We start from the raw sequence: 15,104 nt of genomic DNA on the forward strand, positions 1-15,104 counted from the left end.
GGACGGACGGACGTGCGCGTGCGCCACGCATCTGCTGCCGGGCGCGTTGGTTACGGATGTGCCGGAGTGTCGCCCGCCGTGGCGGTGCCCCCACTCGGGGTGATGCTCTTGAACGCCCGCGCCTGCTCGGTGATGGCCACCTCGGTCGGCAGGCGCTCCATGCTGGAGGCGCCGAAGAAGCCGACCACGCCGGTGGTGTGGGCCAAGACGTACGCCGCGTCCTCGGGTTCGGCGATCGGCCCGCCGTGGCACAGCACCAGCACGTCGGGGTTGACCTCCGCCGCCGCGTCGCGCATCTCCTGCACCCGCTCCACCGCCTGGTCGAGGGTGACCGCGGTGGTCGCGCCGATGCTGCCCTTGGTGGTCAGCCCCAGGTGCGGGACCAGCACGTCGGCGCCGGCCGCCGCCATCGCGCGGGCCTGCTCGGGATCGAAGACGTACGGCGCCGTGAGCAGGCCGCGCTCCGCCGCCAGCCGGATCATCTCCACCTCCAGGTCGTAGCCCATCCCGGTCTCCTCCAGGTTCTGCCGGAAGACACCGTCGAACAGGCCGACCGTCGGGAAGTTCTGCACTCCCGCGAAGCCCATGGCCGCGAGTCGGTCCAGGAAGTGCGGCATGATCCGGAACGGATCGGTGCCGCACACCCCCGCGAGGACCGGGGTACTGCGCACCACCGGCAGCACCTCGCCCGCCATCTCCACCACGATCGCGTTGGCGTCGCCGTACGGCAGCAGTCCCGCCAACGAACCCCGGCCGGCCATGCGATAGCGGCCCGAGTTGTAGATGATGATCAGGTCCACACCCCCGGCCTCGGCGCACTTGGCGGACAATCCGGTGCCCGCGCCTGCGCCGATCACGACGCCGCCCTGCTCGACCGTCGTGCGCAGTCGGCCCCGCGCCTCGCGTCCGTTCATCTCAGTCCACGTGTCCCTTCGTGATCAATTCGTGCAATCGATCCGCCGCCGCCTTGGCGAACGCCGGATCGTTGATGTCCGTCGCGACCTCGCGCACCTCGACGGCGGTCCCGTCGAGGCCGGCGCGCAGCGCGTCGAACAACGCCGTATCGGCGTCGGAATCGTAGAAGGGTCCGCCCTCGACGTCGATCGCGGAGACTCCGCGCAGCGGCAGGTACAGCGCGGTGGGCCCGGTCGCGTCGATCAGTTTGGCCGCGATCCGCCGTCCCAGTTCGGCGTTTTCGGCCGGTGTGGTGCGCATCAGTGTCACGGTCGGGTTGTGCACGTACAACAGCCGGTCCTCGAAACGCGGCGGAACGGTGTCGCGGGGGCCGAAGTTGACCATGTCCAGCGCGCCCACGCTGACCACCTGCGGCAATCCCATCCGCCCGGCCGCGGTCAGCCGCTGCGGGCCCGCGCTGAGCACCCCGCCGACCAGGTCGTCGGCCAGCTCGGTGGTGGTCAGATCGAGGACCCCGGCCAGGAAGCCGCCCTCGGCCAGGTTCTCCATCGACCGGCCGCCGGCCCCGGTGGCGTGGAACACCAGTACCTCGTAGCCCAGTTCGTTGAGCCGCTCGCGCGCCGCGTCCACCGCCGGGGTGGTCACGCCGAACTGGGTCGCGGCCACCAGCGGTCGGCCCTCGCCGGTCACCCCGGCGACCGCCGCGCGGTCCTCGGCGTAGCCGCCGGCCATGCCCGCGATCGCGTCCGCCGCGTTGCCCAGGATGCGTTCGGAGAGCCGGTTGATCCCGGCGATGTCCACGACGCTGTACATCATCGTCACGTCCACCGCGCCGACGTACGGCGACACGTCGCCCGCCGCCATCGTGGACACCAGCAGCTTGGGCACGCCCACCGGCAGCGCGCGCATCGCGTGGGACGCGATCGCCGAGCCGCCCGAGCCGCCCATCGCGAGCACCCCGTCCACCCGTCCCTGCTCGAAGAGTTCGCGCAGAATCGAGGCCGCGCCCTCGGCCATCGCGGTGGTCGCCGCGCCCCGGTCGGCGCGGGTGCGCAGGTCCTCCAGATCGGTGCCCGCCGCGGCGGCGACCTCGCCCGCCTGTACATCGGCCTGGGCCAGCGAGTCGCCCAGGACGCCGACGTTCATCAGCAGGACCTCGGCTCCTCTGGCCCGCAGCCGGTAGGCCAGCCACGCGTATTCGGACCCCTTGGTGTCCAGCGTTCCGATCAGTACGACGGTGGGCATCGGTGCCTCCGGTGGTGTCGGTACGGCTTGCCGGGTTGACGCTTCGGCGGCGAACGGCCGCGCACAGTAACCCAACCGGATGATCATGGCAATGCAAAGCACCGTGCGATAGGACGGGTGGCGAGTCGCGGATTTCGCGCACGTGAAAGGGGTGTCGATGGCGGAGGAACCGGACGCACGGGTCGCAATCGTCGCGGGAGCCGGAGCGGGCATCGGGCGCGCGTCGGCATTGGCGCTGGCCCGCGACGGCGCGGACCTGGTGCTGGCCGCCCGCCGCCCCGAACCGCTGCGCGAACTCGCGGACGAGATCCGGGAGCTGACGGGCCGTCGGGTGCTCGCGGTGCCGACCGATCTGGCCGACCATGGCGCCTGCCGCGCGCTGGTGGACACCGCGGCCCGGGAATCGGGCCGGGTGGACGTGGTGGTGAACGTGGCGACGTACAACCCGTCGGGACGCCTGGAGGAGTTGGACCCGGACGAGTTCCGGCGCGCGTTCGAGATCAACGTGCTGGGTGTACTGGCCGTCTCCCGCGCCGCGTTGCCCCATCTGCGCGCGGTCGGCGGCGGCTCGATCGTGCAGATCTCCTCGGAGGCGCCGCGCGCGAAGCTCGTCGGGCTGGGCGCGTACGCGGCGACCAAGGCCGCGATGGAGGTGGCCTCCGGGGTGTTGGCCAAGGAGGTCGGGCCGGACGGCATCCGGGTCAACGTGGTCGTCGCGGGCTACACCGAGAACGCCAAACTCGCCGGGTACATCGCCGACATCGCCGCGCGCCGGGCGGTGCCCGAGAGCGAGGTACGGGCCGAGCTGACCCGGTCCTCGGCGCTGCGCCGGATCACCCGGCCCGAGGACATCGCCGACGCGGTCGCCTTCCTGGCCTCCGACCGGGCCCGGGCAATCACCGGCACGGTCGTCCCGGTCACGTCGGGGGTCTCCTTCGGCTGACCCGGCCGGCACGATTTTCGACCCATCGGCCGACCCGGGATCCGCCCGACCGATCCGATTTCGACGCATCGGCGGGGAAGCCGGGCCGCCGGTACGCCCGTTCGCGCCCGCTCAGCGCAGCCGCAGCGCCAGGAAGAAGTCCACCTTGTCCTCCAGACGAGCCAACTGACGCCCGGTCAGCTCCTCGATCCGGCCGATCCGGTAGCGCAGCGTGTTCACGTGTACGTGCAACCGCGCGGCGCACCTGGTCCACGACCCGTCGCAGTCCAAAAACACCTCCAACGTGCCGATCAGGTCCGCCTGATGGCTCGCGTCGTACGCGCGCAGCGGTTCCAGCAACCGGCCCCGGAAGGCCCGGCGCACGTCCTCGGGCACCGCGGCCAGCAGCGCCACGTGCGAGGCGAGTTCGGCGTGCCCGACCACCTCGATCCGGCCCGTCCTGGTCCCGGCGATCCGGCCCGCGTGCCAGGCCTCCTCCAAGGCGCCGCGCAGCGCGTCGGCGCGGTCCACCCGGGCGCTCACCCCGATGTGCGCCCGCAGGTCGTCCGTCGCGGGCCCGTCCAACGCGGCCAGCCGCTCGCGCAGCAGGCCTGCGGTGGGATCCGGCTCGGCGCCGTCCCGGTCGTCCCCGCCCTCGCACGAGATCAGCGCCACCGCGCCGGAGCCGGCCGCCGACACCAGGGCGGGCGTCGGTCGATCCGCCAGCGCCTCCTCCAGGAGCACCCGGGCCAGTCCGGGTGCGTCGCGCACGGGCACGTCGGGCAGCGTGAGGGTGACGAACTGCCGGTGCCACGTGTCGCCCTCGTCCGGCTCGGCCACCCGCAGGCGTGTCGCCACCTCGAACGAATCGGCGCCGCTCGCGAGCAGGTTCAGCACGTCCTCGGCCACGCGTCGGGTGCGCCGGCGCCCGTCCTCGACCCGCTCGCGGCCCACCGAGACCAGCCGGACCAGTTCGCCCAGCAGCGCCTGGTGCCGGTCGGGCCAGTCGCTCACGTCGTCCTCGACCGCCAGGAACCAGTCGCCCCACGCGTCCGGGTCGGCCGCCCCACCCGCCTCGGGCACCGGCAGCAGCGAGAACGAGCGCCCGTCGGCCCGGTGCCGGAACGGCACCCGGGCCCGGCGCTCGCGGGCGGCGAAGTGCGCGCGGGCCAGCTTGACCCGCAACCCCGGTGCCAGGTCCGGCCCGCCGGCGGCGGCCTGCCGCCCGGTCAGCGAGAGCACCCAGCAGTGGATGTCGATGTCGGCCGCGACCAGCCCGAGCACCCCGTCCAGCCCGGCCCCGCCGGCCGCCGCCTGGACCAGACGTCGATGCCGGTCGACCACCGCGGTCAGGTCGTCGGCCCGCTCGGCGGAGATCCGCCGGACCACGAACTCGGTCAGGTGGGCGAAGGACAACTCCTCCTCGACCGCGAACAGCGGCAGGTGATGCCGCTCGCAGGCGTCCACCAGATCGGCCGGGATGGCGCCGATCTCCGCCTCCCCCGCGGCCAGCGCGGTGGCGCCACCCCGGGTCAGCACCCGGACGAAGCGGTCCGAGTCGCCCGGGCCCGAGCGCCAGCCCATCCCGGTCAGCACCAGGGCCCCGGCGGTCAGGTAGCGGCTGGGGTCGTGCAGGTCGGTGGTCATCACCGCGCGCACCGTACGATCCAGCTCCCCCTCGCCCACCAGCAGACGGATGCCGGCTATGCCGACGCCGGTCGTGCCATCGCCGAGAAGCGCGCGCAATCGCATCGACGGCCCCCTCTCGATCGAGCCGGCCACGGCGTCGGCCGCGCGGCGGATCCGTCATACCGGTTCGGCGACCGGACGAGCACTTGGAGAAAAGTACGGGAACACCGCCCGTGTGACACGCCTGGGTCATGTCTTCGGTGGGTACTCGCAGTGACCTCCGTCTCGGTGTACTGGTGCGCACCCTCCCATCCACAAAAACGACCGGTCACGAAACGAGCGGTCACCACGCCCCGAGCGACGCGCCCCCCGCGACGGGTACAAGGACGGTAGGGCCATACGCAAGGCAGAAGGAGACACCCGACATGGAATTCCTGCGGCCCGCGACGTGGGAGGAGGCGCTCGCCGTCAAGGCGCAGCACCCGTCCGCGGTCCCGATCGCCGGTGGCACCGACGTGATGGTCGAGCTGAACTTCGACCGGCGTCGCCCCGATGCCCTGGTGGATCTCAACCGGATCCGCGAGTTGCACGAATGGCGGATCGAGGACGACGACACGGTGCGTCTGGGCGCCTGCGTACCGTACGCGCGGATCATCGAGTCGCTGCACGACCGGCTGCCGGGGTTGTCCCTCGGCGCACGCACCGTCGGCTCGCCGCAGATCCGCAACCGGGGTTCGGTCGGCGGCAACCTCGGCGGCGCCTCGCCGGCGGGCGACGCGCACCCGCCGCTGCTCGCCTCGGGCGCAACGGTGGAGGCGGCGTCGGTGCGTGGCACCCGGCTGATCCCGATCGACGACTTCTATCTCGGGGTCAAGCGCAACGCGCTGGAGCCGGACGAGCTGATCCGGGCGATCCACATCCCGTCGGCGACCGGGCCGCAGCAGTTCGCCAAGATCGGCACCCGCAACGCGATGGTGATCGCGGTCTGCTCGTTCGCGGTCGCGCTGCACCCGCGCACCCGGGATGTACGCACCGGGATCGGCTCCGCCGCGCCCACCCCGCGCCGGGCGCGCGAGGCGGAGGAGTTCATCCGGGCCGAACTCGACGAGAGCGGCCTGTGGACCTCCGGCGGCGAACTGCCGCAGGCCACCGCGCGGCGCTTCGGCGAACTGGTGGCGGCGGCCGCCGCGCCGATCGACGACGTGCGCGGGTCGGCCGCGTACCGGCGCCACGCGCTGGCCGTGATGGGGCGCCGCACCCTGCTCTGGACCTGGAACGACCACCGCGCCACCGGGAGGGCCGCCGCATGAGGGTCACATTCACCGTGAACGGCCGCCCGACCGAGGCGGACGACGTGTGGGAGGGCGAGAGTCTGCTCTACGTCCTGCGCGAGCGGGTCGGGCTGCCCGGGTCCAAGAACGCGTGTGAGCAGGGCGAGTGCGGCTCGTGCACGGTCTATCTCGACGGCGCCCCGGTGTGCGCGTGTCTGGTCGCCGCCGGACAGGTGCAGGATCGTGAGGTCGGCACGGTCGAGGGGTTGGCCCACGGGGACACGCTGGATCCGGTCCAGCAGGCGTTCGTGGACGCGGGCGCGGTGCAGTGCGGGTTCTGTACGCCGGGCCTGCTGGTCCAGACGCACGACCTGCTCAACCGGGCGCATCACCCGTCCGACGCGGAGATCCGCGAGGCGCTGTCCGGCAATCTGTGTCGCTGTACGGGCTACGAGAAGATCATGGACGCGGTCCGGTTGGCGGCCGCGCGCAAGGCCGACGCGCGCGGTACGGCCCCGGCCGGTTCGGAGGGCTGACGCCATGGCCGGTCCGACCATGCCGAAGAACCTGCTCGACGTCGCCGCGCCCGGTCGGGACGGCATCGGCGCGTCGCCGCTGCGACCCGACGGGATCCTCAAGGTCAAGGGCGACTTCGCCTACGCCTCGGACCTGTGGCACGAGGACATGTTGTGGGGCACGACACTGCGCAGCCCGCACGCCCGGGCCCGGATCCGATCCTTGGACGTGTCCGCGGCGCTGGCCGTGCCGGGGGTGTACGCGGTGCTCACCCACGAGGACATCCCCGGCAGCAGGTTCTACGGCCTGGAGATCGCCGATCAGCCGGTCCTTGCCATCGACGAGGTGCGCTTCCACGGCGAGCCGATCGCGATCGTGGCCGCCGACCACCCCGAGACCGCGCGGCGCGCGGCGGCCCGGATCGTGGTGGACTACGACGTGTTGCCGGCGATCGGACCGGTCGAGGCGCTGGATCCGGAGCGATACGGCTACGTGCACGCGCCGGCCGACTACAAGGCGCACGCCTTCGGCAACATCGTGCACAGCCAGCACATCCACCACGGCGACGGGGACTCGGCGCAGGTGCGCGCACGGGCCGATGTGATCGTGCGCGGCGAGTACGAGGTCGGCATGCAGGACCAGGCGTTCCTGGGCCCGGAGTCGGGGCTCGCGGTGCCCGCCGAGGACGGCGGGATCGATCTGTACATCGCCACCCAGTGGCTGCACGTGGACCGAGAGCAGTTGTGCCCGGTGCTCGGTCTGCCGCCGGAGAAGGTACGACTGTCCCTGGCCGGCGTCGGCGGCGCGTTCGGCGGGCGCGAGGATCTCTCGATGCAGGTGCACGCGTGTCTGCTCGCGCAGTACACCGGCAAGCCGGTGAAGATCGTCTACAACCGCGAGGAGTCGTTCTTCGGCCACGTGCACCGCCACCCGGCGACGATGGTCTTCGAGCACGGCGCCACGCGGGACGGCCGGTTGGTGTTCGTCCGGGCGGAGATCGTGCTGGACGGCGGCGCGTACGCATCATCCTCCCCCGCCGTGGTCGGCAACGCGGCCTCGCTGGGGATCGGTCCGTACGTGATCCCGAACGCCTCGATCGACGCGACCGCGGTGTACACGAACAACCCGCCGTGCGGCGCGATGCGCGGCTTCGGCGCGGTCCAGATGTGCTTCGGCTACGAGAGCCAGATGGACCGGCTGGCCGCGGAACTGGGCCTGGATCCGGTGGAGTTGCGGCGGCTGAACGCGATGGAGCAGGGCTCGGTGCTGCCCACCGGCCAGGTTGTGGACGCGCCCGCGCCGGTGGCCGAACTGCTGCGCCGGGTGAAGGCGATGCCGCTGCCGGCGGCGGAGCACCGGCACACCGGCGACGGTGTGGACGTGCGCGAGTTGCCGGGCGGGGTCTCCAACAGCACGCACGGCGAGGGCGTCGTGCGCGGGATCGGCTACGGGGTCGGGATCAAGAACGTCGGCTTCTCCGAGGGCTTCGACGACTACTCCACCGCACGGGTTCGGCTCGAGGTGGTGGGCGGCGCGCCGGTCGGGCTGGTGCACACCGCGATGGCCGAGGTGGGCCAGGGCGGTGTCACGGTGCATGCGCAGATCGTGCGCACCGAGTTGGGCGTGGACCTGGTGACCATCGCGCCGGCCGATACGCGGGTGGGCTCCGCCGGGTCGACCTCCGCGTCGCGGCAGACGTACATGACGGGCGGTGCGGTCAAACTGGCCGCCGAGGCGGTGCGCGGCACGGTGTTCGAGCGCGGCCGGCTCCGCCACGGCTGGACGCCCGATCTCGTGGCGGGCCTGCGCCTGGTCGGCGGCAAGGTGGTCGACCGCGCCGACGCGGTGGTCGCCGACTTGGCCGACCTGCTCGGCGACGAACCCGTGGACGAGACCGTCGAGTTCCGACACCGCCCCACCCAGGCGTTCGACCGGACCACCGGACAGGGCTTCGGACACGTCCAGTACACCTTCTGCGCACACCGCGCGGTGGTGGACGTGGACGTGGAGCTGGGCCTGGTCAAGGTGGTCGAACTGGCCGCCGCACAGGACGTGGGCAAGGCGATGAACCCGCTCGCGGTGCTCGGCCAGATCCACGGCGGCAGCACCCAGGGGCTGGGTCTGGCGGTGATGGAGGAGATCGTGGTCGCCGAGGGGCGGGTGCGCAATCCGTCCTTCACGGACTACCTGATCCCCACCATCCTCGACACCCCGCCGATGCCGGTGGACGTCCTCGAACTGGCCGACCCGCACGCCCCGTACGGGCTGCGCGGAGCCGGCGAGGCACCCACTTTGTCCGCGACGCCCGCGATCGTCGCGGCGATTCGCGCGGCGACCGGCCTGGCCCTGAACCGGGTGCCGGTCCGGCCGGAACACCTCACCGGGCTCTGAGACACCGTCAGTTCCCGTTCTCATCACCGTAGTACGGTCCCGGCGGCGGCGCAGACGCGGCCCCCGGGGCCGGACCGGCTCGACCCCGCACGGCCGATCGCCGTGCCGTCGAGCGGACGCGCCCCCACGCAGGAAGGTCGTCGCGCCCGCCTGCCCGGAACAGGCTCCGGGTGGCTGCGCCGCGGCGACCCGGCTCCACCCCAACAACACCTAGGACACTTGGGAGTGGGAAAGTGCCTCAGACATCGGTTCCGACGGAACCCGGCGAGAATCCCCCGAATCCGCCGCGCGGATCCGGGGCGACCCGGGCCGGCGATCCGCCGCCGGCCGGCTCGTCCGGTTCGGGCGCGTTGGACACGTACTTCCGGATCAGCGCGCGCGGCAGCTCGGTGGGCCGCGAACTGCGCGGCGGTCTCACCACGTTCATGGCGATGGCGTACATCCTGTTGCTCAATCCGATCCTGCTGGGCGGCAAGGACGTCAAGGGGCACCAGCTCGACCCCGCGCAGATCACCACGATGACCGCGCTGGCCGCGTTCATCACCACGGTGGCGATGGGCCTGATCGGCAATGTGCCGCTGGCGCTTGCCGCGGGCCTGTCGGTGGCCGGTGTGGTGGGCAACCAGGTCGCGGCCGAGATGACCTGGCCGCAGGCGATGGGCCTGTGCGTGATCTACGGCCTGATCATCATGCTGATGGTCGTCTCGGGGCTGCGCGAGCGCATCATGAACGCCATTCCGATGGCGCTCAAGCACGCGATCACCATCGGGATCGGCCTGTTCATCGCGATGATCGGGCTGAACAAGGCGGGCGTGGTGACCGAGAACGCCGCGCCGGGCGGACCGCCGGTGACGCTCGGCCCGGCCGGTGAACTGGCCGGCTGGCCGGTGCTGATCTTCGCGGTCACGGTGCTCACCATCTTCATGCTGATGGCCCGCGACATCCGCGGCGCGATCCTGATCGGCCTGGTCTTCGGCACCGTGCTGGCGATCGTGGTCAACGCGATCGTCGACATATCCGACAAGACCTGGGGCGGTGGTGTGCCGAACCTGCCGGACAAGGTGGTCGATGCACCGGACTTCGGGCTGTTCGGCGAGGTGAGCGTGTTCGGCGGCTTCTCCGAGGCCGGCGGCATCACCGCCTCCGTCCTGGTGTTCACTCTCGTCTTCGCGGGCTTCTTCGACGCGATGGCGACCATCATCGGCATCGGCACCGAGGCCGAGCTCGTGGACGACAAGGGCCGGATGCCCGGGCTGTCCAAGGCGCTGGCCATCGACGGTGCGGGGGGCATCGTCGGTGGGGTGACCAGCTCGTCGGGTCAGACCGTCTTCATCGAATCGGCGACCGGCGTCGGCGAAGGCGCCCGCACCGGGCTGGCCGGCGTGGTCACCGGCACGATCTTCGGCCTGATGTTGTTCTTCACCCCGCTCGCCGGCGTGGTCCCCGACCAGGTCGCCGCCGCCGCGCTCGTGGTGATCGGCTCGATGATGATCACCCAGGTCAAGCACATCGACTGGGACGACAAGGCCGCGGCCATCCCCGCGTTCCTGACCATCGTGCTGATGCCGTTCACGTACTCGATCACCGCGGGCGTCGCCGCCGGCGTGATCGTCTACACGCTGATCAAGGCCGCCCAGGGCAGGTTCCGCGACATCGGCCCGCTGATGTGGGTCCTCACCCTGGCCTTCCTCGTGTTCTTCGCCCTGCATCCGATCAAGGAGTGGTTGGGCGTCAGCTGACGCCCGCACACCGCACCACCCACACCCCCAGGAGACGTCGATGCTCGACCTCGGGAGCGAACTCGCGGCATGGCGCCGTGCGGGAACGCCATACGCCCTGGCCACCGTCGTCGGCGTCGGCGGGAGCGCCCCCCGCCCCCCGGGCGCGGCGCTCGCGGTGGGCGCCGACGGCACGGTCGTCGGCAGCGTCTCCGGCGGGTGTGTGGAGGGTGCGGTGTACGACTTGTGCCGCGAGGCGCTGGAGTGCGGCACCCCGGTGCTCCAGCGCTTCGGCTACAACGACGAGGACGCCTTCGCCGTGGGGCTGACCTGCGGCGGAGTGCTCGACATCTTCGTACAACGCGCCGGCGACGCGACGGTGGAGGCGGCCCTGGCCGCGGCCGAACGGGACATCCCCGTGGCCGCGGCCCGCGTCGTGGCGGGACCGGCGACGCTGGTGGGGCGGGCGATCACGGTCGTGGGCGCGGCGCGAGGGGCGCACCCCGCGGAGTCGGCGGTGACCGGTACGTTCGGCGCCGATCCCGCGCTGGACGCGTCCGTGGTCGCCGAGGCCCGAGCCATGCTCGCCCTGGGCTGCACCGGCCGGGTGACGCTGCGCCCGGACGGCCGTCCGTGTCCGGAATCGGACCCCGACGACGTCACCGTCTTCGTGGAGACCCGCACCCCGCCGCCGCGCCTGCTCGTCTACGGCGCGATCGACTTCGCGGCGGCGGTGACCCGCATGGGCAACCTGCTCGGCTACCGGGTGACGGTGTGCGACGCGCGGGAGGTGTTCGCCACCCGGCGGCGTTTTCCCGACGCGGACGAGGTGATCGTGGACTGGCCGCACCGCCACCTGGCCTCGATCGCGAACACCCTCGACGCCCGCACGGTGATCACCGTTCTGACCCACGACCCGAAGTTCGACGTCCCACTCCTGGACCTGGCGCTGCGCCTGGATCTGTCCTATGTCGGCGCCATGGGCTCGCGCCGCACCCACGCGGCGCGCCTGACCCGGCTGCGCGAAATCGGGCTCACCGAAAAGCGGTTGGCCGCGCTGCACTCCCCCATCGGCCTGGACCTCGGCGCTCGCACCCCCGACGAGACGGCCCTGTCCATCTTCGCCGAGGTGGTGGCCACCCGAACCGGCGCCACGGCCCGCCCCCTGCGCACGGCCACGGGCCCGATCCACCACACGGCGACCTGACCCCGCCACCCCGCCGTGCCGACGCCGACCTCGTCGACGCCCCCGCCCGGGCCGCCGCGCTCGCGATCGCCGTAGTCGTGCCGCCGCGGGCCGACCGCCGCCCGTTCGGCCGCTCGGGCCAATTCGTCGGAACCGACCCGCGTGGGCCGACCCGTCCCGGCCGACCCGCTCACCCACGCCGCGAGGCCCCCGGCGCACCGGGGGCCTCGCGGTCGCCCGACTCCCGTCGCACGCGGCGACCGGGCGGGCCCTGCGATCAGTCCCGCTCGAACGAGACGATCAGTCTCGCTTGAGCGAGCCCTTGATCTTGTTGATCGCCTCGTTGGCCTTGTCCTTGGCGCCCTCGACGGCCTGCTTGGCCTTGGCCGAGCCCTGATCCTGTTGGCCCTCGTCCCGCAGGTCCTCGTTGCCGGTCGCCTCGCCGACCTTCTCCTTGGCCTGGCCGGCTGCGTCCTGGGCCTTGTTGCGGATGTTGTCGTCGATGCCCATGTCTCGGGTCTCCTGTCGCGGTAGACCGCGCGCGTCCGTTGATCGCGCGACGTCCGGCCCGACCTATAACCGGAAATGACCGGTTTGACACCTATACATAGTCTTCGTGATCTTTCTCATCCGGTCACCCGTGTCCCGCACGGGGCGCCCTCTCCCGCTCATCGGGCCCGCGAGATCTCGACGTTCTCCAGGACCCCCAGGGCGTCCGGGACCAGTACCGCCGCCGAGTAGTAGGCGGTGACCAGGTAGGAGATCAGCGCCTGCTCGTTGATGCCCATGAAGCGCACCGACAGGCCCGGCTGGTACTCGTCGGGCAGGCCGGTCTGATGCAGACCCACCACACCCTGGTCGTCCTCGCCGGTACGCATCACCAGGATCGAACTGGTGTGCCCCTCCGAGATCGGGATCTTGTTGCACGGGAAGATCGGCACGCCGCGCCAGGCCGGGATCTGGTTGCCGCCCACGTCGACCGTGGTCGGGTACAAGCCGAGCCGACTGCACTCGCGGCCGAACGCGGCGATCGTGCGCGGGTGGGCCAGGAAGAGCCTGGAGCCGCGTCGCCGGCTGAGCAGTTCGTCCATGTCGTCGGGGGTGGGCGGGCCGGACTGGGCCTGGATGCGCTGGTCGTAGTCGGCGTTGTGCAGCAGCCCGAACTCGCGGTTGTTGATCAGCTCGTGTTCCTGGCGCTCGCGCAACGCCTCGATGGTCAGCCGCAATTGTTGCTCGATCTGATCCATCGGGTGGTTGTACAGATCCGCGACCCGGCTGTGCACCTTGAGCACGGTCTGCGCGGCGCTCAACTCGTATTCGCGCGGCTTGAGTTCGTAGTCCACAAAGCTGCCGGGCAGCAGCGCCTCGCCGCGGTGGCCGGCGGACATCGGGATCTCCGCCTCGCCCTTGGCGTTTTGCGGCCGACTGGTGTCCTCGGCGTATTCGGCCAGGTGCGTGCGCAACGCGTCGGCCCGCACCGCGTCGAACGCCTCCCGGGTCATCTCCAGCACGATCACCGAGGTGGCCGCGGTGGCCGTGTACCCCCACGTCGCGTCCCGGTCGACGAGCATGCGCTCGCCGAAGTGGTCGCCGTCGCCGTGCAGTCCGAGCACGGTGCGGTCGCCGTAGCGGCCCTCGCCGAACCGGTTGATCTTGCCGTGCACGACCAAAAAGACCCGGTCGGTCGGCTCCCCCAGGGTCGTCAGCGTCTCCCCCGCCGCGAACTCCCGCCGCACGAAGCGGTCCGCCAGCGCGCGCAGCACCTCCTCGTCCTCGAACCCGCGCAGCGGCGCCAGCTCGCCCAACTCCGCCGGGATCACCCGCACATCGGAACCGGTCTGGACGAACTGGACCCGGCCATCCCCCACCCGGTAGCTCAGCCGTCGGTTGACCCGGTATGTACCACCCGATACCTGGACCCACGGCAACATCTTCAGCAGCCATCGCGACGTGATGTCCTGCATCTGCGGGACGGTCTTGGTGGTCGTCGCGAGATTTCGCGCCGCCTCCGTCGCAAGACTCGAACGGGCCTGCGTGTCCTGGGCGTCACCTTCCGTGCGCGCCCCAGCATCGATCGACAACGATTCCGCCTCCCCTGGATGAACCCGTTTGCGCGGTCAATCGTTGCCGGTGCGCCGACGGCCGGCCATTACCCGAACGAGTGAGACTGATAGGGGTGCGAAGTGGCTAAGCAGCTCTGACGGAGGCTTCCCGCGGGTTCTGCACGCTCATCTCGGATCCGACTCCCCGTCGGCTATGCGGGTCCGGCGCTGTGGAAGCGCTCGCGCAGCGCGGTCAGGCCCGCCGCGGTCAGTCGGCCCGGCAGCCGCAGTCGGGCCACCCCGCCGTCCGGGAAGACCTCGATGCGTACGTGCGTAACCGGGGGCACGTCGGTGAAGCGGAATCGGTGTCGGGTGTCCGGCTGGACCCTGGTGCGCGGCAGCAGTTCGAACCAGGCGTCGGGATCCACGCTCGCGTCGCTGCCGGCCAGCGCGATCCAACCCGGCGCGTTCCCCAGGTAGTTGTCGATGTCGACCTCGGCGCCGAGCAGTTCGGCCCGTCCGACCAGGCGCAGCCGCACCCAGTCGTGGCCGGCGTCGCGCCGCCGGCGGGTCTCCCAACCCTCGCCCATCACCCGCGAGCGGCCCGGCGCGTTGAGGTTGTGCGGCGAGGAGAAGTAGCGGTCGCTGGCCGCCTCGGCGACCCCGCCGTACTCCTGCGCCGCGAGGTCCACGGTGAGCCCGTCGAGCCAGGCCGGATCCGGTACCGCCTCGCCGTGCACGCGCAGTCGGGCCACCCCGCCGTCGGGGAAGATGTTCAGCCGTACGTGGGTGAACCGCCGTGCCACGGCGACCTCGAAGGGATGCGCGGTGTCGCCCCGCAGCTCGGTGCGGGCGACGATCGTGGCCCACGCGACCGCCGGGTCGAGCAGTTCCTCGACCGAGGGTGTGCCGGGCACGGAGGCGGCCTCGACCGAGACGCCCGGCGGATAGTTGCCGGTGAAGAACGCGGTGTCGATCACGACCCCGCGCACGATGCCGGGCACGCCAAGGCGCACGATCGCCCAGTCGTGCGCGTCCGGTTCGGGGTGCGGGTGTGCAGCCGAGGGGCCGCGCCGGCGGCGGGTCTCCCAGCCGTCCATGATCTGCCCCCTGGGGCCGAACGTGTGCGGTGCGAAGACCGGCGGTTCGGCCCGAAGCAGGTTCTCCTTCTCGGCGAACCACTCGTCGTTGGCGGCGACCACGCCGGCGCCGAGCGCGCGCGAGGCCAGATTGATGTATGCGGTGAAGTCGGTGGTCATGGGGAATCTC

The 15,104-nt window shown here is 71.8% G+C and carries 12 protein-coding genes; 6 read left to right on the top strand and 6 right to left on the bottom strand.

Annotation, left to right across the window (positions count from 1 at the left end; translation table 11 throughout):
- Positions 1 to 50 precede the first annotated feature (50 nt).
- The gene (locus ACFXKZ_RS09740; RefSeq protein WP_379998330.1) at positions 51 to 914 is read right to left on the bottom strand and encodes a phosphoenolpyruvate hydrolase family protein; all 864 of its coding nucleotides are present in this window, start codon (positions 912 to 914) and stop codon (positions 51 to 53) included.
- A 1-nt stretch (position 915) separates the two neighbouring features.
- Positions 916 to 2,160, bottom strand: coding sequence for a Tm-1-like ATP-binding domain-containing protein (locus ACFXKZ_RS09745; RefSeq protein WP_379998332.1), 1,245 nt, complete (start codon positions 2,158 to 2,160; stop codon positions 916 to 918).
- 157 nt (positions 2,161 to 2,317) lie between these two features.
- Between ACFXKZ_RS09745 and ACFXKZ_RS09750 the strand changes: the two genes are divergently transcribed.
- Complete coding sequence (locus ACFXKZ_RS09750; RefSeq protein WP_379998334.1) at positions 2,318 to 3,103, top strand: SDR family NAD(P)-dependent oxidoreductase; 786 nt, start codon at positions 2,318 to 2,320, stop codon at positions 3,101 to 3,103.
- A gap of 111 nt (positions 3,104 to 3,214) precedes the next feature.
- Here ACFXKZ_RS09750 and ACFXKZ_RS09755 read toward each other — a convergent pair whose 3' ends face one another.
- On the bottom strand, positions 3,215 to 4,834 hold the full coding sequence (locus ACFXKZ_RS09755; RefSeq protein ID WP_379998336.1) for a PucR family transcriptional regulator: 1,620 nt from the start codon (positions 4,832 to 4,834) through the stop codon (positions 3,215 to 3,217).
- Positions 4,835 to 5,136: 302 nt separating this feature from the next.
- On the opposite strand from ACFXKZ_RS09755, the gene ACFXKZ_RS09760 reads away from it, so the two are divergent.
- The 5 genes from ACFXKZ_RS09760 to ACFXKZ_RS09780 all read left to right on the top strand — a co-directional run bounded on the left by ACFXKZ_RS09760 (position 5,137) and on the right by ACFXKZ_RS09780 (position 11,814).
- Positions 5,137 to 6,021 (top strand): FAD binding domain-containing protein, encoded by an 885-nt coding sequence (locus tag ACFXKZ_RS09760; RefSeq protein ID WP_379998338.1) that lies wholly within the window; start codon positions 5,137 to 5,139, stop codon positions 6,019 to 6,021.
- The gene (locus ACFXKZ_RS09765) at positions 6,018 to 6,518 is read left to right on the top strand and encodes a (2Fe-2S)-binding protein (protein WP_379998340.1); all 501 of its coding nucleotides are present in this window, start codon (positions 6,018 to 6,020) and stop codon (positions 6,516 to 6,518) included. Before ACFXKZ_RS09760 ends, ACFXKZ_RS09765 begins: the two co-directional genes overlap by 4 nt.
- A 4-nt stretch (positions 6,519 to 6,522) precedes the next feature.
- Positions 6,523 to 8,889, top strand: a complete 2,367-nt coding sequence (gene pucD, locus ACFXKZ_RS09770; protein ID WP_379998342.1) for a xanthine dehydrogenase subunit D — start codon at positions 6,523 to 6,525, stop codon at positions 8,887 to 8,889.
- Positions 8,890 to 9,122: 233 nt separating this feature from the next.
- Positions 9,123 to 10,628: an NCS2 family permease gene (locus ACFXKZ_RS09775; RefSeq protein ID WP_379998344.1), complete on the top strand. Its 1,506-nt coding sequence runs from the start codon at positions 9,123 to 9,125 to the stop codon at positions 10,626 to 10,628.
- A gap of 40 nt (positions 10,629 to 10,668) precedes the next feature.
- A complete protein-coding gene (locus ACFXKZ_RS09780; RefSeq protein WP_379998346.1) occupies positions 10,669 to 11,814 on the top strand; it encodes an XdhC family protein in 1,146 nt (381 codons plus the stop codon).
- Positions 11,815 to 12,093: 279 nt separating this feature from the next.
- Here the strand turns inward: ACFXKZ_RS09780 and ACFXKZ_RS09785 are convergent, their stop codons facing one another.
- The 3 genes from ACFXKZ_RS09785 to alc all read right to left on the bottom strand — a co-directional run bounded on the left by ACFXKZ_RS09785 (position 12,094) and on the right by alc (position 15,094).
- A complete protein-coding gene (locus tag ACFXKZ_RS09785; protein ID WP_078978080.1) occupies positions 12,094 to 12,303 on the bottom strand; it encodes a CsbD family protein in 210 nt (69 codons plus the stop codon).
- 158 nt (positions 12,304 to 12,461) lie between these two features.
- Positions 12,462 to 13,757 (bottom strand): family 2B encapsulin nanocompartment shell protein, encoded by a 1,296-nt coding sequence (locus tag ACFXKZ_RS09790; protein WP_379998349.1) that lies wholly within the window; start codon positions 13,755 to 13,757, stop codon positions 12,462 to 12,464.
- 290 nt (positions 13,758 to 14,047) lie between these two features.
- Positions 14,048 to 15,094, bottom strand: a complete 1,047-nt coding sequence (gene alc / locus ACFXKZ_RS09795) for an allantoicase (RefSeq protein WP_379998351.1) — start codon at positions 15,092 to 15,094, stop codon at positions 14,048 to 14,050.
- Positions 15,095 to 15,104 lie beyond the last annotated feature (10 nt).

The sequence above is a fragment of the Embleya sp. NPDC059237 genome (genome assembly GCF_042754105.1).
GTDB lineage: Bacteria > Actinomycetota > Actinomycetes > Streptomycetales > Streptomycetaceae > Embleya.